This window comes from Nonomuraea sp. KM90 (genome assembly GCF_052246675.1).
Classification (GTDB): Bacteria; Actinomycetota; Actinomycetes; order Streptosporangiales; family Streptosporangiaceae; genus Nonomuraea.
Map to the genome: position 1 here is coordinate 1 of NZ_JBQQCB010000083.1, position 15,946 is coordinate 15,946.

The 15,946-nt window shown below is 71.6% G+C and carries 15 protein-coding genes; 9 read left to right on the forward strand and 6 right to left on the reverse strand.

What is annotated here, in order from left to right; translation table 11 throughout:
• Together ACTWPW_RS44920 and ACTWPW_RS44925 are read left to right on the forward strand one after the other, a co-directional pair.
• Positions 1-584 (forward strand): TOBE domain-containing protein (locus tag ACTWPW_RS44920; RefSeq protein WP_443172312.1); only part of this gene is annotated, 584 nt, incomplete at its 5' end.
• Positions 585-768: 184 nt separating this feature from the next.
• Positions 769-1,695: an alpha/beta hydrolase family protein gene (locus ACTWPW_RS44925; RefSeq protein ID WP_443172313.1), complete on the forward strand. Its 927-nt coding sequence runs from the start codon at positions 769-771 to the stop codon at positions 1,693-1,695.
• A 48-nt stretch (positions 1,696-1,743) separates the two neighbouring features.
• On the opposite strand, the gene ACTWPW_RS44930 is transcribed toward ACTWPW_RS44925, so the two are convergent.
• Positions 1,744-2,835, reverse strand: coding sequence for an AraC-like ligand-binding domain-containing protein (locus tag ACTWPW_RS44930; protein ID WP_443172314.1), 1,092 nt, complete (start codon positions 2,833-2,835; stop codon positions 1,744-1,746).
• Here ACTWPW_RS44930 and ACTWPW_RS44935 point away from each other — a divergent pair.
• On the forward strand, positions 2,834-4,447 hold the full coding sequence (locus tag ACTWPW_RS44935; RefSeq protein ID WP_443172315.1) for a GMC family oxidoreductase: 1,614 nt from the start codon (positions 2,834-2,836) through the stop codon (positions 4,445-4,447). The two genes, ACTWPW_RS44930 and ACTWPW_RS44935, sit on opposite strands and share 2 nt — an antisense overlap.
• Positions 4,448-4,457: 10 nt before the next feature.
• Here ACTWPW_RS44935 and ACTWPW_RS44940 read toward each other — a convergent pair whose 3' ends face one another.
• A complete protein-coding gene (locus tag ACTWPW_RS44940) occupies positions 4,458-4,865 on the reverse strand; it encodes a MerR family transcriptional regulator (RefSeq protein ID WP_375112663.1) in 408 nt (135 codons plus the stop codon).
• Between the two features lie 181 nt (positions 4,866-5,046).
• Here ACTWPW_RS44940 and ACTWPW_RS44945 point away from each other — a divergent pair, with 181 nt between their 5' ends.
• The 4 genes from ACTWPW_RS44945 to ACTWPW_RS44960 all read left to right on the forward strand — a co-directional run bounded on the left by ACTWPW_RS44945 (position 5,047) and on the right by ACTWPW_RS44960 (position 8,049).
• Entirely contained in the window at positions 5,047-5,964 is a 918-nt protein-coding gene (locus ACTWPW_RS44945) for an AraC family transcriptional regulator (RefSeq protein ID WP_375112664.1), read from the forward strand.
• An 84-nt stretch (positions 5,965-6,048) separates the two neighbouring features.
• Positions 6,049-7,107 carry an LLM class flavin-dependent oxidoreductase gene (locus ACTWPW_RS44950; RefSeq protein WP_375112665.1) on the forward strand — a complete coding sequence of 353 codons (1,059 nt, stop codon included), beginning with the start codon at positions 6,049-6,051 and terminating at the stop codon, positions 7,105-7,107.
• Positions 7,108-7,190: 83 nt separating this feature from the next.
• Positions 7,191-7,562 (forward strand): hypothetical protein, encoded by a 372-nt coding sequence (locus ACTWPW_RS44955; RefSeq protein ID WP_443172316.1) that lies wholly within the window; start codon positions 7,191-7,193, stop codon positions 7,560-7,562.
• A 76-nt stretch (positions 7,563-7,638) separates the two neighbouring features.
• Positions 7,639-8,049, forward strand: coding sequence for a VOC family protein (locus tag ACTWPW_RS44960; RefSeq protein ID WP_375112667.1), 411 nt, complete (start codon positions 7,639-7,641; stop codon positions 8,047-8,049).
• A 124-nt stretch (positions 8,050-8,173) separates the two neighbouring features.
• Here ACTWPW_RS44960 and ACTWPW_RS44965 read toward each other — a convergent pair whose 3' ends face one another.
• On the reverse strand, positions 8,174-10,114 hold the full coding sequence (locus ACTWPW_RS44965) for a rhamnogalacturonan lyase family protein (protein ID WP_443172317.1): 1,941 nt from the start codon (positions 10,112-10,114) through the stop codon (positions 8,174-8,176).
• A gap of 205 nt (positions 10,115-10,319) precedes the next feature.
• Here ACTWPW_RS44965 and ACTWPW_RS44970 point away from each other — a divergent pair, with 205 nt between their 5' ends.
• Positions 10,320-10,664: a VOC family protein gene (locus ACTWPW_RS44970; protein ID WP_443172318.1), complete on the forward strand. Its 345-nt coding sequence runs from the start codon at positions 10,320-10,322 to the stop codon at positions 10,662-10,664.
• 1 nt (position 10,665) lies between these two features.
• Here ACTWPW_RS44970 and ACTWPW_RS44975 read toward each other — a convergent pair whose 3' ends face one another.
• From ACTWPW_RS44975 to ACTWPW_RS44985, 3 genes are all read right to left on the reverse strand, one after another.
• The gene (locus ACTWPW_RS44975; protein ID WP_443172319.1) at positions 10,666-11,202 is read right to left on the reverse strand and encodes a hypothetical protein; all 537 of its coding nucleotides are present in this window, start codon (positions 11,200-11,202) and stop codon (positions 10,666-10,668) included.
• A gap of 87 nt (positions 11,203-11,289) precedes the next feature.
• Positions 11,290-13,728 carry a transglycosylase domain-containing protein gene (locus ACTWPW_RS44980; protein ID WP_443172320.1) on the reverse strand — a complete coding sequence of 813 codons (2,439 nt, stop codon included), beginning with the start codon at positions 13,726-13,728 and terminating at the stop codon, positions 11,290-11,292.
• Between the two features lie 262 nt (positions 13,729-13,990).
• Complete coding sequence (locus tag ACTWPW_RS44985) at positions 13,991-14,923, reverse strand: AraC family transcriptional regulator (RefSeq protein WP_443172321.1); 933 nt, start codon at positions 14,921-14,923, stop codon at positions 13,991-13,993.
• A 109-nt stretch (positions 14,924-15,032) separates the two neighbouring features.
• Here ACTWPW_RS44985 and ACTWPW_RS44990 point away from each other — a divergent pair, with 109 nt between their 5' ends.
• Complete coding sequence (locus ACTWPW_RS44990) at positions 15,033-15,944, forward strand: SDR family NAD(P)-dependent oxidoreductase (RefSeq protein WP_375112673.1); 912 nt, start codon at positions 15,033-15,035, stop codon at positions 15,942-15,944.
• Positions 15,945-15,946 lie beyond the last annotated feature (2 nt).

Below are 15,946 nucleotides of genomic sequence, written 5' to 3' on the forward strand. Positions count from 1 at the left end.
TGCTGCTGCTGGACGAGCCGCTGGCCGCCCTCGACGCCCACACCCGGCTGGAGATCCGCTCCCAGCTGCGCCGCCACCTGGCCGACTTCGACGGCGCCACCGTCCTGGTCACCCACGACCCCCTGGACGCCATGGTGCTGGCCGACCGCCTGATCGTCATCGAGAACGGCGCCGTCGTCCAGGAGGGCACCCCGGCCGAGGTCTCGCGCCGCCCCCGTACCGACTACGTGGCCCGCCTCGTGGGGCTCAACCTGTATCGCGGCGTGGCCGGCGGGTGCCGGGTCAAGGTGGGCGAGCTGCTGCTGCACACCTCCGAGCAGCTCGACGGTGCCGCGTTCGTCGCCTTCCCGCCGGCCGCCGTGGCGCTGTATCGCACCCGCCCCGACGGCAGCCCGCGCAACCTGTGGCAGGCCGTCATCGACGGCATCGAACGGCACGGCGACAACGTACGCGTCCACCTCGACGGCCCCATCACCGCCTTCGCCGACATCACCCCCTCCGCCGTCGCCGATCTCGACCTGACGCCCGGCCAGCAGATCTGGGCCTCGGTCAAGGCCACCGAGACGCACGCCTACCCCGCGTGATCGAGCACGCGCCGCAGGGCCGCAGCGCACGTCGCGCCGGCCTTGCTCCCGCGGGCCGTCAATCCCATGACGCCTGGTCAGCGCGCCCCCCGCGGTGGCGCACAGGCGGGCCCGATTGACAAAACGGGACATGGTTCCATATATTTCCGGGACAACGTTCCGCTTATCGAAGGAAACGCACATCATGCGTGAATCGACTGTCCTGTCGGTCAGCCCGGTGGTGCTGCCCGCCCCCGGCCGCGCCGTGGACCTGCACGTACGAGTGTCCGTGCCCATGACCGGCGACGAGCTGCCGATCATCCTGCTGTCCCACGGCCAGGGCTACTCGAACAACCTGTCCTCGCTGAACGGCTACGCCCCGCTCGCCGACTTCTGGGCCGCGCACGGCTTCGCCGTGATCCAGCCCACCCACCTGAGCTCCAGGACGCTGAGCCTGGACCCCGACGACCCCGAGGCGCCCTTGTACTGGCGATCGCGGGCCGAGGACATGACCCGCGTCCTCGACGGGCTCGACGCGATCGAGGCCGCCGTCCCGCAGCTGTCCGGGCGCCTGGACCGGAGCAGGATCGCCGTGGCCGGGCACTCGATGGGCGGGCACACCGCGAGCCTGCTGCTGGGCGCGCGCCTGACCGATCCCCACGACGGGACGGAAGTGGACCTGACCGAGCCCCGGATCAAGGCGGGCGTGCTGCTCGCCGCGCCCGGCAGGGGCGGCGACGCCGTCACCGAGTTCGTGGCCGAGCACTACTCCTTCTTCCTGACCACGGACTTCTCCGGGATGACGACGCCCGCGCTCGTGGTCGCCGGCGACAAGGACGCCTCCACCCACCTGACGGTCCGGGGCCCGGACTGGCACGCCGACCCGTACTTCCTCTCCCCCGCGCCCAAGACCCTGCTCACCCTGTTCGGCGCCGAGCACGGCCTCGGCGGGGTCTCGGGATACGACGTCGCCGAGACCACGGACGAGAACCCCCAGTTGGTGGCCGCGGTCGCGCGGCTCACCTGGGCCTACCTCCGCAGCCGGCTCTACCCGGGCGACTCCGCCTGGCAGGAGGCGTGCGACGAGCTGACGACCGGACCAGACGCGGTCGGCCGCGTCGAATCCAAGTAGGCCCGAGACCGGCGCCGAGCACACCCCTTGCCCGGCCGTGCACGGGCCTCAGCAGGCCGGTCCCCCGGCTCCGCCTCCGAGGCGGCGGAACTCCGCGGGCGGCACACCGTACGCCGCCCGGAAGGCACGACTGAAATGAGCGGGGTTCGTCAGACCCCAACGGGCGGCGATCGCGCTCACCGGCCGCGACCGCAACGCCGGATCCAGCAGGTCACGCCGGCACCGCTCCAGCCGCCGCCGCCTGATCCAACCGGCCACACCGCTCTCCGCGCCCTCGAACAACGTGTACAACCGCCGCAGCGAGATATGGTGCGCACCGGCGATCGACCCGGGGGACAACGCCGGATCACCGAGTCGTCGCTCGATGTAACCCTGCACCCGCACCAGCAACGCGTCCCCGCGAGACTCCGCCGGCCGCCCGTCACCCCACCCCACCCGGGCGGCCAGCACCACACAGAGCAGGTCGAGAACGGCGGCCCCCAGACGGGCACTCTCCTCGGAACGGCAACCGTCCAGCGTGGCCGGCAATTGACGGGCCAGCGACGAGATCAACGCCGTCGTGCCCCGATCACCCGGCATGGCGACACCCGTGAGCGCACCGAGCTCCCCGTCCTTCAGCGGCAACAGCGCGCGCGGGAAGCTGAGCGCGATGCTCGATGCCGCCGTGTCGTTGACCCACCGGCACGGACGCGACAAATCGACGACCGCGAAATCGCCCGGCCTCAACTCCGCCTGACGGCCGCCCTGCTCGACGACGAGCCGCCCGCGTACGAGAACATCGATCTTGCACAGCCCCGGGTCCGAACGACGGATGAGACGCGGCGTCCGCAAGGCCTGCCCACGCGTCGTCACCAGATCGAGGACCTGCGCCGGACCCACGTCGGTGACCGTGACGCGGCTGCGGAAATCACCCCGCGGCATCCGCAGCTCCAACGGCGCCAGCAACCCGCGCACGACCTCCTGCCAGTAGTCCCGCCGCGAGACCACCGGCTCGTCCTCCGCCTGGAACACCACAGTCATGACGACCACCTCACCGTACCCTGCCCCACCGCATCCCACCCCCGGCGCGCACGGACGGCCAACAAGCCCGCACGCCACGTCAAGACGCCGGGCCACCGGCGCCGCGACGATGGGGGTCATGTCCACCAACGACAGCGGATACGACTACATCATCGTCGGGGCGGGCAGCGCCGGCTGCGTGCTGGCCGCCCGGCTGAGCGAAGACCCCGGACACCACATCCTGCTGCTCGAAGCCGGCCCACCCGACGAAGCACCCGAGATCCGCATGCCCGCCGCCGCCCCCGCCCTCTGGCAGGGACCCCTGTCCCGCAACGACGTCACCGTCCCCCAGCGCCACGCCGGCAACCGCACCGTCTTCCTGTCCGGCGGCCGGACCCTGGGCGGCGGCTCCACCATCAACGGCATGGTCTACATCCGCGGCAACCGCGCCGACTACGACGCCTGGCGCGACCTGCACGGCTGCGCCGGATGGGGCTACGACGACCTGCTGCCGTACTTCCGGCGCGCCGAGGACCAGCAGCGCGGCCCCTCCGCCTACCACGGCACCGGCGGGCCCCTGCGGGTGGCCGACCTCAACCACCGCCACCAGCTCAGCCAGGCGTGGCTGGCCGCCGCCGTCGCCGCCGGGCTGCCCGCCAACGACGACTTCAACGCCGCCGTCCAGGACGGCGTCGGCTACTACCAGGCCACCCAGCGCGACGGCCGGCGCTGGTCCGCCGCCGACGCCTACCTGCGACCCGCCGCACGACGCCCCAACCTCACCGTCCGCACCGGCTCCCCCGCCACCCGGATCCTGTGCGAACGCGGACGGGCCACCGGAGTGCGGTACGTGCACCAGGGCACGACGTACGAGGCGCGCGCCCGCCGCGAGGTCCTGCTGTGCGGCGGCGCGATCGCCACCCCGCACCTGCTCCTGCTGTCCGGCATCGGCCCCGCCGGCCACCTGCGCGAGCTCGGCGTCCAGATCACCGCCGACTCCCCCAGGGTCGGCACCGGCCTGCAGGACCACCCGCAGTGCCTGCTGGAGTGGCACACCCCCGGCGTGCCCAGCATCACCGAGCACGCGACCTCGGAGAACCGGGCCCGCTGGCAGGACAGCGGCCAGGGCCCGATGAGTTCGTGCGGCGCCGAGGCAGGCGCTTTCGTCCGGACCCGAGCCGGCCTGACCGCACCCGACCTGCAGATCGGCGCCCACCCCGGCCCCATTCCGGGCGAGGGCTCCGCGAACCGGCGCGGCCTGGCCATCCTGGTCAGCGCACTCGACGTCCACAGCCGCGGACGCATCACCCTGCGCTCGACGGACCCGGCCGACCCGCCGCTCATCGACCCCGCCTACCTGTCCGCCGAGACCGACCTCGACATCCTGGTGGCAGGAGCCCACCTCGCCCGCGACATCACCGCCTGCTCTCCACTGGCCGGCCTGGTCACCGGCGAGCACCAGCCCGGCGAGCACGTCGACGGCCCGGCCCTGCGCGAGTGGATCCGCGGCCACGTCGGCACCATGTTCCACCCCACCAGCAGCTGCGCCATGGGAGCCGACGAGCGGGCGGTCTGCGACCCCGAGCTGCGGGTGCGCGGCCTGGACGGGCTTCGCGTCGTCGACGCCTCCGTCATGCCGGCCGTTCCGCGCGGCAACACCAACGCCCCCACGATCGCGATCGCCGAACGCGCCGCCGACCTCGTCCGCGGCGTCGCGGTGTTGTCTTCGCGGGATCCGGCTCAGCGGACCTGACCGAGCGCCTTTACATTGTAGATTTATAACGGCGCCGGGCGGCGTAGCGGATCCCCAGGATGCTCGCCGTCTCTTCCACGGTGCTCCCTCTCCCCGACAGGTAGTCGACGAGGAACGTGGCCAGCTGCCCCCGCGCGGCGGTCTCCGCCTGCACCTGCTCCCAGTAGGCGGCGATCTCCTCGGCCGCCGCGCCCGCCGGCAGGTCGCACACCCTCCTGATGCGGGCCAGCGGCATGCCCAGCCGCCGCAGCCAGGCGATCAGCCGGGCCCGCTCCAGTTGCGCGGGATCGTAGAACCGGTATCCGGACTCGCCGTCCACCGCGGCCGGCCGCAGCAACCCGAGCTCGTCGTAGAGCCGCAACGCCTTCGGCGACAACCGCGCAGCCCGGGCGAAGGCCCCGATCGTCAGCAGCCGCACCACTCCTCCTCGTCCCGGCCACCGTGGCCGGTGCCGACGATGTTGCGGCTTCACCCAAGGGGAAGGTCAACACCTCGCCGTGCTCCCGGTCCGGGAAGGCTATCCCCCGCTCCCCCCGCCCGGCCATGGGCGCCCGGCCGCGGATTTGGACGTGGAATGGTGGTGGGTGCACGATGGTTGCGTGAGCGTCCAGCAAGCCGATCCTCTCGAAGACGTCCTCACCCTCGTCGGCACGACCAGCCACCTGTCCGTCGGGCTGGTGGCCGGTGGCCGGTGGGGGCTGTCGTTCGAGCCGCCGCCGGGGGTCAAGTTCAACGCGGTGCTCCGCGGTCACTGCGTGCTCACCGTCGAGGGTGTGCCGGAGCCGATCGAGCTGGCCGAGGGCGACTGTTTCCTGCTCGTCCAGCCGCGCGCCTTCACCCTGGCCAGCGGGCCGGGGGTGCGGCCGGTCCCGGCCCGCCCGGTCTTCGAGGCGGCGGGGGACGGCGTGGCGCGGACGGGGTCCGGTGAGGACGTGGTCTTCATCGGCGGCCGGTTCGGGTTCGGCGAGCGGGCCCAGGAGCTGCTGCTCGACGTGCTGCCGCCGGTGGTCCACGTGCCCGGCCGCACCGCCGAGGCCACGACCATGCGCTGGGCACTCGAGCAGATCGCCGCCGAGCTGCGCGAGCGGCCGCTCGCCGCCACCCTGGTCACCGAGCACCTCGCCCTGGTCATGCTGATCCACCTCCTGCGCCTGCACCTGGCCGCCGGCGGGCCGGGCGGCACGTCGGGCTGGCTGGCCGGGCTCGCCGACCCGATCGTGGCGCCCGCCCTGCGGGCCATGCACGCCCGGCCGGCCCATCCCTGGACGGTGTCGGAGCTGGCCGCGGTCGCGGCGGTGTCCCGCTCGACGCTGGCCGCCCGGTTCAAGCAGGTCGTCGGGCGGGGGCCGCTGGAATACCTGACCGGCTGGCGGATCGAGCTGGCCGCCGACCAGCTGCGCCGCGGCGACGAGACGGTGGAGACGATCGCCCGCCAGGTGGGGTACGCCTCGGTCAGCGCGCTGAGCAACGCCTTCAAGCGGATCACCGGCGTGTCGCCGCGCGATTACCGCCGTTAGGGTCACCGTTCGGGGTATCGGGACAGCGCACCTTAGATCTATGCTTTACCTACATGTAGAGTAGGTTATACAGGGAGATCGCCGATGAGCCTCCAGTTCCTCTGGTACATCCCGAACCAGGCGCAGCCCGGCCACCGCGGCGACGACGTCGTCCAGGACCACAACAGCCTGGAGACCCTCACCGGCCAGGCCAGGGCGCTCGAGGACCACGGGTGGGGCGGCGCGCTGATCGGCACCGGCTGGGGACGGCCCGACACCTTCACGGTCGCCACCGCGCTGACCGCGCGGACGACGACGTTCCAGCCGCTGATCGCGGTCCGGCCCGGCTACTGGCACCCGGCCAAGTTCGCCTCCGCCGCCGCGACCCTGGACCACATCAGCGGGGGCCGGGTGCTGATCAACGTCGTCTCGGGCAAGGACGACCTGGCGGCGTACGGTGACAGCGAGGGCGACCAGGCGCACCGCTACGCCCGTACCAGGGAGTTCCTGCGCATCGTGCGCCGGCTCTGGACCGAGGAGAGCGTCACCTACCACGGCGAGCACTTCGGCGTCACCGACTCCACCGTGGTGCCGCGCCCGGTCGTCCGCGGCGAGCGCAGACATCCCCGCGTCTACTTCGGCGGCGCCTCCGCAGCCGCCGAGCGGGTCGCCGCCGCCGAGGCCGACGTGCAGCTCTTCTGGGGCGAGCCGCTGGAGGGCGTCGGCGAGCGCATCGAGCGGCTCAGACGGCTCAGCGCGGAGCTCGGACGCGAGCACCCACCGCTGGAGTACGGGCTGCGCATCACCACGCTGGTACGGGACACCACCGAACAGGCCTGGGCCGACGCCGAGGCCAAGGTCGCGGAGATGGCGAAGGGCGCCATCGCCCGCGACCCGAACCGGCACGCCGCCGTCGGCCAGCGGCGGCTGCTCGACCTGGCGGCGCGGGGCGAGGTGCTCGACGACAACCTCTACACCGCCCCCGGCAAGTACGGCGGCGGCGGCGCGGGCACGACCTGGCTGGTCGGCTCGGCCGAGGACGTGGCGAAGTCGCTGCGCAGGTACCAGGCCCTCGGCGTCACCCACTTCGTCCTCTCCGACACCCCTTACCTGCCCGAGATCAAGCGCCAGGGCGATCAACTGCTGCCGCTGTTGCGCGGCTGACCCCACCGTTTAGGATCATCCGGAACCCTGTTCACGACGATCAACCGGGGGTCGCGATGCCGGTGCGCGTTCAGCGTTCCAGAGTGGCGGCGTTCTTCGGGGTCCTCGTGCTCGCGGGCGCCCTGACGATGGCGCTCGTGGTCTTCCGTGGCTCCGGGGACGACCGGTTTGTCCGCGCGGCCGCGGAGGTCGAGGCGGTCGCCCGCACGCTGAACGAGGGCGACCGGCTGGGCCCCCGCACCGTCGCGGGGATGGAGTTCGAGGAGGTCAGCCGGGAGCACGGCGTGGTCTTCTTCCAGCAGGGCGAGTCCGCGGCCAGCCCGTACGGGTACGCCTGGAGCCCGCAGGGCGATCCGGCCGGGCTCCTGGACGGCGCGGAGCGGCCAGGCGATCCCGTCGACCACTCCTTCGAACACCTGCACGACGCCCTCTACTCCTGGATGGGAAGGCGCTGACGGCGGGACCAGATCGGCCGATGCCGAGCAGGATCGGAGAAGCGGAACGCGGTGGCCGCTGCCTAGCGTTGGCCGCATGAACATCGCACTCCAGTACTGCCACATCACCGTCACCGACGTGGACGAGGCGCTCTCCTTCTACCGGGACGCGCTCGGCCTCGAGGTGCGCAACGACGTCCCCTCCGGCGACTTCCGCTGGGTCACCCTCGGCAGCCCGGGCCTGCCGGTCCCCGAGTTCGTCCTCTCCGAACCGCACGCCGGCCGCTCCCGGGCCGACGGCGACGCCGTCCTGGACCTGCTCGGCAAGGGTGCCCTGCCGATGATCGTCTTCCGCACCGACGACGTCGACGCGACCTTCGAGAAGGTGCGGGCCTCCGGCGCCGAGGTGCTGCAGGAGCCCATCGACCAGCCCTGGGGCCCGCGCGACTGCGCGTTCCGTGACCCCGCGGGCAACATGGTGCGCTTCTCGCAGCGGCCGGAGGCGTAACCGCGCGGGCGTTCGGCTGCCGCCGCCCCGGCCGGTCCCTCGGAGACCGGCCGGACGGCGTCCAGCCCGAGGGGGGCGCACCTCGATCCCGCGTTCCCGCACGGCGATCGGGTGCTTCCCGGGTCTACTCGCCGCGGGGCGGACCGGCGTACCCGATGTTCGGCCGGGGCGGCGCGGTCATCCCGTGGCCCAGGAAGTAGTCGACGTTGCTGGACTGCAGGTAACCCTTGAGGGTCAGGCCGTTGCGGTAGGCCGGGTTGTGGGCGAGGGTGTACAGCCGGGTGCCGGTCGGCCGGTCGGTCGTGAAGATGACGAGCTCGTCGTTGTCGGGGCTGGTCAGCACCACCTCCTCGCGCCAGTCGCCGAGGATGTCGCCGACCAGGTGCGGGTAGACCATGTTGCCCAGAGCGGTGACCGCGCCGTACTCCGAGGTGGTCACGACGCGGGGCAACGCCCACGGCTGGGCCGGGTCGGCGGGGTCCCACTTCTCGATCCTGGCGTCGCGCCGGTCGGGGAAGGGGTCGGCGTTGAACAGCTCCCGCAGCGGGTCGCCGTCCCACCACACGCCCATGTGCGGCCAGGGCTGCTTGGTGGTGTCGGGTTCGGCCAGCTGACCGGTCGCGGCGTTGTAGAGGCCCGTGGGCCTGCCCTGCTCGTAGTTCACCTCGCCGTTGATCGACCAGACCTCCATGCCCGGGAAGCGGGGGTCGATGTCGGCGACCATGCCCCGGCCCGCGTCGGCGCCGGGTTCGGTGCTGCTGTGCTTCCAGATGATGGCGCCGGTGGCGGCGTCGTAGTAGTAGTCGAGCAGCCCGCCGGGGTGGTCCTGCTGGATGCCGTACCCTTCCAGCCCCTTGCGGCCAGGGTCGATGTCCGCGACGAACCACCGGTCGCCGTGGATCACCCCCTGCGGGGCGAGGCTGTAGCGCAGGGTGCCGTCGCCGTTGAGCAGGAAGCCGATCTCGCCGACCTCGTCGCGGCCGTCGCCGTCCACGTCCACGATGCGGGTGTTGTGCCCGTCCGGCAGGTCCTGGTCGCCGCGCAGGAACTTCCACTGCTGGGTGAGCGAGCGGCCGTCGAACTTCCAGGCGGTGTACATGAGGTTGAAGTCGCCGTTGCCGATCCGGTTCTTCATGTACGCGACCAGGCTCGGGGCGCGGCCGTCGAGGTGGCCGACACCGAAACGGGCGTACATCGGCCCGTCGGCGACGTAGTCGTCGGGCACCGGGGCGGTCGCCTTGGGCGCGCCGGTGCGGCCGTCGAGGATCGCGATGGACTGGCGTACGTCGTCGGTCTCGGTGTGCCTGGTGCCGTCGCCGAAGGTGACGCCGTTCGCGACCCGGACGGCCACCTCGGCCCGGCCGTCGCTGTCGAGGTCGTAGACCGTCACGCCGTCGTTGTGGCCGACGTCGATGGTGGCCGAGCCGCCCTCGATGTTGTTCTGCTGCACGCTGTTGGGGCCCAGGTCCAGCTCCCACAGGAACGCGCCGTCGCTGCGGTAGGCCTCGAGCTTCTGCGGCACCGTCTGGCGGTCCAGGACGTAGTCGTAGGCGCCGTCGCCGTCGAGGTCACCGACCCAGACGAACTTGATCCGCCCGCCCTCTCGCAGCGGGACGCGTACCACCGGCTCGGTCGCATGGCCCGCCGACAGCGTGAACGGCCGGCTCGGCGGGTGCGGCCGGCTGTCGACCACCGGCCGCACCCGGTAGCGGTTGGACCTGCCCAGGTCGGCGGTGGCGTCGACGTAGTTGGTGCCGCCGGTCAGCACCTTGCGGTTGAGCCTGCGGTACGGCCCGCCGTCGGTGGACCGCTCGACGTCGAAACCGATGCCCTCGGGATCGAGCCCGAGCAGCCGCCAGCTGACCAGCACCTCCTTCTCCCCCGACCGCACGGCCACCACGCCCCGGTCGAGCCGCTCCATGAGCCGCGGGCCCGCCGCCGGGGCCTGTGGCGAGGCCGATCGCGGCACCGGGGCGGACACCGCCGGCCCCGCCGTCGCCCCGAGCGCCAGGCCGGTCAGGGCGCAGAGCGTCAGCGCCCGCACGCGCCGGTTTCGTGCCGTCATCGATCTCCTCCATGAGCACCAGGGAACGCACTGCCTCGAAGAGTTAAACCGTTTACTAGAGACAGATATCAACATGGGGAGCTGTTACTGTCAATAGCGAGATCGACGTTGTGAATACGCTTACACCCCCCGCCAATCCCTACGAGCGATGAGTTCTGATCGCGGAACCGGTCCAACCTCTCGACGACGGAAAGGAATGGTCAGAGTGGACCTGTACAGCATCATGCCGGTGACTGACCTGGCCAAGGCGCTGCGGTGGTTCGGGGTGTTCTTCGGGCGCCCGGCGGACGAGGTCATCGGCGAGGAGCACCTGTGGCAGGTCGGCGAGAACGCGTGGGTCGTCGTCGACGCCCGCGACGTACGGGCCTCCCGGGTGGGCGCGGCCATGATCACACTCGGTGTCACCGACCTCGACGACATCCTGGCCCGCCTCGCCGGGCACGGCATCGGCCACGAACCGGTGGAGACCTACGGCAACGGCGTACGCCACGTCGAGGTGCTGGATCCGGACGGGAACAGCCTGTCGCTCGCCGAGGCGCCCGACCAGTAGGTCACCGGATCCGCATGACGTCCGCGTCGATCCTGACCTTGCCACCGCCGATGGAGGGGAACCCCGGCGGCCGGACCCGACCCCAGTGATCCGTCACCACCAGACCGTCGCGATCGCGCAGGTGCCGGGGCAGCGGATCAGGCTTGAGCGCGCCGGGGACGGCCAGGGTGCCGATCGCGAACGGCGCCAGGATGCCCTGGAGCGCGTGGACCCGGTACGAGCCGGGCGCCAGGGCGACGGCGACCGCGTAGTGACCTCGCTCCTTCATCCGGACCGCCGTGAACGACGTCGTCGCGCCGGACGGCGAGGTGAACCTCAGCCCGTACCGGCCCGACCCGGCCTGTACGGGCGGATGGACGTCGTTCTCCAGCACCCACAACCCGAGCGTGTGGGTCACGTGCGGGGTGAACGCGGCGGGCACCGGGTCGAGAAGGGTGACCGCCGTCCCGCCCGTCCGGGCCCGGGCGGGACCGCCCGCGCCCACGAGCGTCAACACCAGGGCGACAAGGAGCAGCGTTCGCACTTCGCGTGATCTCATGCCTGTTGTACACCCATGGGCACGGAATGGTTTCCGGCGGCCCTGCCCGGCGCGGCGAACGGGCGCGCCTCGGCCCTGCAGGCGGGCTCAGCCGCCCCCGAAGACCCCGTCCCCGTCAGAGACCGTGGTGTCGGCGGGATCGCCGTCCCCGTCCGGCGTCTCGTCGCCGTCGTTCCCGAACGGGTCGTCGTCGCCGCCGACGTCGCCGTCGTCCGGGGTGCCGCAGGCCGGGTCGGCGGAGCAGGCCGGGTCATCGCCGTCGTCGTCGGAGGGGTCCTGGGTCGGCTTGGGCGTCGGCTTCTGGACCAGGTCGTGCGTGTCACCGCCGAACGCGGGCGCCGGGAACGGCTCGACCGGCCTGTCGGCCATCGCGATCGTCATGAAGTCACGCCAGATCTTGGTGGGCGTACCGGCGCCCTGGATGTTCCCGAGGGAGACCTCCTTCTGCAGGGCGTAGCCGTTGGCGTCCTTGATGACCTTCCTGGTCTTCGGGTCGGTCTGCGGGATCTCCTTGTACATCCCGACGGCCGCCGAGAGCTGCGGGGTGTAGCCGGCGAACCACGCCTCCTTGTTCTCGTTGTTGGTGCCGGTCTTGCCGGCGATCGGGCGGCCACCGGGCAGCGAGGTGCCCCTGGCGGTGCCGTACTTGACCACCTGCTGCATCGCGTACGTGGCGTCGGCGGCGGTGTCGGGGCTGATGACCGTCCTGGGCCGGCCGGCCTCCTTCATGACGCTGATCCCCTTGAACGTCTTGACCGAGATGACCACGTGCGCGTCGTGGTGGACGCCGCGGTTGGCGAAGATGCCGTACCCGGCGGCCTGCTCGACCGGGGTGACCAGGCCGGCGCCGATCGACATGCCGTACGCGTGGTCCTTGATGGCCTGCTCCAGGTTCTCCTTGTCGATCCCGGCGCCCTCGGCGATCTTCTCGACCTCCTTGAGGCCGACCTCCTCCGCCATCGTGGCGAACGCCGTGTTCACCGACTCGGCGGTGGCCCGGTCGATCTGCACGGCGGCGCCCACGTCGTGCGAGTTGCCGATCGGTTTGGTGCCCGGCAGCGTGACCGGTCCGTTGCCGGACACGTAACTCTTCAGGCTGTAGCCGCGCTCCAGCCAGGCGGCCAGCACGTACGGCTTGAAGGCCGACGCGGCCTGCTTGTAGGCGTCGAAGGCGTTGTTGTTGAAGCTCTTCAGGTAGTCGCGGCCGCTGTAGAACGCGATCACCTGCCCGTTGCGCGGGTCCACGGCGGCCATGTTCGCGTGGATGTGCTTGTCATTGACGCCGGCGAGGTTGGTCTCGACCGCCTTCTTCGCGGCCAGCATCAGCTTCTTGTCGAACGTCGTCGTCACCCGGTAGCCGCCGCTGCGCAGGCTCTCCTTGGTGATCCCCCGCTTCTCCAGCTCGCGCTGGACGATGTCGACCATGTAGCCGTTGATGCCCTTGAGGGTCTCCTTCTTCTCCAGCCTGGCGAGCTTGGGGAACTTCGCCGTCTTGGGCAGGTGCCCGTACTTCGCCGGGTCGACGATCGTCAGGCCTTCGATGACGTACGCGAACCGCTCCCGGGTCGGTGCCCAGTTCTTCTTGGCCTCCGCCCGGTCGAACGCGTTCGGGCTCTGGATCCGGCCCGCCAGGTAGGCCCCCTCGGCGGGGGTCAGCTTGTCCACGTTCTTGTCGAAGAACGCCTGGGCGGCGGCCTGGATGCCGTTCGCGCCCCGGCCGAAGTAGATCGTGTTGAGATAGTTCGCCAGGATCTGGTCCTTCGTCATCTCCTGGCCGGCGCGGATCGCGACGAAGATCTCCTTCACCTTCCGCTGGAGCGTCCGCTCCTGGCTGAGGCCGTCGTAGTAGCCGCGCGCCATCTCCTGCGTGATCGTCGAACCGCCCTGGACCTGCTGGCCGGTCACCGTGCTCCACACCGCTCGCGTGATGCCCGACACCGAGATGCCCGGGTCGGTGCGGAACGTACGGTTCTCGGCGGCGATGAAGGCGTCCTGAACGTGCAGCGGGATCCTGGAGATCGGGACGATCTCGCGCTTGGTGCCGAGGCGCGCGATCTCGGTCTTGCCGTCCCGGTAGTAGATGATGCTGCCCTGCTCGACGGCGTGTTGCTGGGTGCCCGAAGGTAACGGGGTGAGGGCGTACGCCACCATGATCATGCCGAAGAGACCCGCCACCAGGACCGTGACGCCGACGACCACGATCTTCCAGCTGGGGATGAACCGCTTCCAGCCGGTACGCCGGGAGCCGCCGTCCCCGTCCGACCGCCCGCCGCCGGCACCGTCATCCCCCGCCCCGCCGCCGCCACTCCTCCGCCGGCCGGGACCCGGCTGCGGGGCCTGGGCCTCCTCGACGGCCGCCGCGCGGCGCCGCCCTACGCGTGCACTCTCCTCACGGGAGGAGCCGTGGCCGGGCGTGCTGCCCTGGGACGAGCGATGACGCCTCCCCGGCCGAGCCGATGCGCCGGGCCGCCCCTCGGCGCTCTGGGGACGACGGGTCGGCTCCGGGTCATAGCTGTTGTTACTCACAGGTCCTTGTTCACTCATCCAGCGACGTCAATCGGTGGTCGGGGAGCAAGCCCCATCACGGCCGCTCCACCCCCTAACGGCTAGCCAATAGATAGCGGTTAGCCGTAAAGGGTGTCAAACGCCGCACGCCTGGAGCGCCTTGGGGCGAATCACCCGTGCCGGACGATACTCCACTACCAGATCGCGCACTTGGCCTTGATCACAAACTTGTCCGCCCACCGGCGCGGCCACCCCGACGTGTGGCCCCCCGATCGGGGCGGACTCACACGCCCGCGCGATGGCGGCTCGGGGACACACCGCGGACCCGTTTGAAGGCCACGCTCAGCGCGAACGCGTTGGCGTAGCCGACATGCCGGGCGACCGAGTCGATCGTGCTCTCGGACGCCCGCAGCAGATCGGCGGCGAGGGCCATCCGCCAGCCGGTGAGGTACGTCATGGGCGGCTCGCCCACGAGGGTGGCGAACCGGCGGGCGAACGCCGCGCGCGAGGCGCCGACCTTCTCGGCGAGCGAGGCCACCGTCCAGGGATGGGCCGGGTCGTCATGGATCAGCCGCAGCGCCGGACCGATCAGCGGATCGCTCTGCGCCCGGTACCAGCCGGGCGCCTGGGCCTCCGGGCGGGCGAACCAGGCCCGCAGGGTGGCGATCAGCGCCAGGTCCAGGAGCCGGTCGAGGACGACCTGCTGGCCGGGCCCGTCACTGCTGACCTCCTGCGCCAGCAGCTCCATGATCGGAGCCTGCGTGCTCGCCCGCGGCACGAGCACGATGTCCGGCAGGGCGTTCAGGAGCCGCTCGCTCACGTCCCCGCTGACCTGGTAGGTCCCGCTGGCCACGATCGCCGACCCGTCGGGGTCGTGCCCGCTCGTCCGCGGTCCGAGCCGCAGGTCGTCGGTGATGTCGACGTTGTCCATGGTGGTCAGGCGGTTGCCCGGGTGGACGATGGTGTCCGGCGCGGTGGCCGGGTCGTCGCCGATGGTGTACGGGGCCGGCCCTTTGATGATGACCACGTCCCCGGTGTGCATCAGCACCGGCTCACCCTCGTCGGGCACGATCCAGGCGTGCCCGCGCAGCGTGGTGGCCAGGGCCAGCATGGCGCCGTCGGCGATGCGCATCGACCAGGGCGGTTCGAGGATCGCCCGGCAGAACGCCGCGCTGCGGGCACGGACGCCGTCGAGAAGGTCCGCGAGCGGGTCCACGACCCCAGTGTAGACAGGCAGAAATGGATACGAGCGCCCGGAACATGGATCGTCTCGCCGCGGCGGCGTTCACTGGGTCGTGACGCACATGGATGACCGGGGAGGCGGCGTGGCAACGATCGTGATGACCGGCGGCACGTCAGGATTCGGCGCGATCGCCGCCGAACGGCTGACGCGGCAGCCGGGCGGCGCCCGGCTGATCCTGGGTGCGCGCCGACCGGCGACCGCCGGCGAGTCGATCCCGCTCGACCTGACCGAGCTCGACTCGGTACGCACCTTCGCGGCGGCGGTACGCGAACGGCTGGACGGTGGCCCCGTCGACGCGTTGCTGCTCAACGCCGGCCTGATCCTCCCCGACGTCGCCGGCCGGACCGCCGACGGTTTCGAGACGACCTTCGCCGTCAACCACCTTGCGCACTACCTGCTGTTACGCCTGCTGCTGCCGGTCCTGGCGGACGGGGCGACCGTCGTGCTGACCACGAGCGGCACGCACGATCCCGCCACGCACGCCGGGTTGACGCCGCCCCGCCACGCCGACCCGGAACTGCTGGCGCACCCCGATCGCGACGCCGGTCTCGACCCCCGGCCGCGCAAGGCGGGCGAGCACGCGTACACCGCCTCCAAGTTGTGCGCCGTGCTCACCGCACGATCGTTGTCCGAGCACCGCGACGACCGGCCCAAGCGACTCGCCGCGATCGCCTACGATCCGGGGCAGGTCTTCGGGACCGGCTTGGCCAAGAGCCTGCCGTTCCCCTTGCGGACGGCCTGGTCGCTGCTGGGCGCATCGGTGCTGGGGTGGCCGCTGGGCAGGCTCAACCCCCATCTCAACACCCGCGCCGCCGCCGGGAACGCCCTCGCCGACCTGGCTCTCGGCCTCGCCACACCCCCGGACGGGCACACCTACGCCGCCCTGCGCCGGGCCCGGCTCACCTGGCCGGCCCCGTCAGACCTGGCGCGCAGCGACGAACTGGCGCAGGCACTGTGGAGCCACAGCGCCCGGCTCGTCGGCCTGCCGCACTGAGC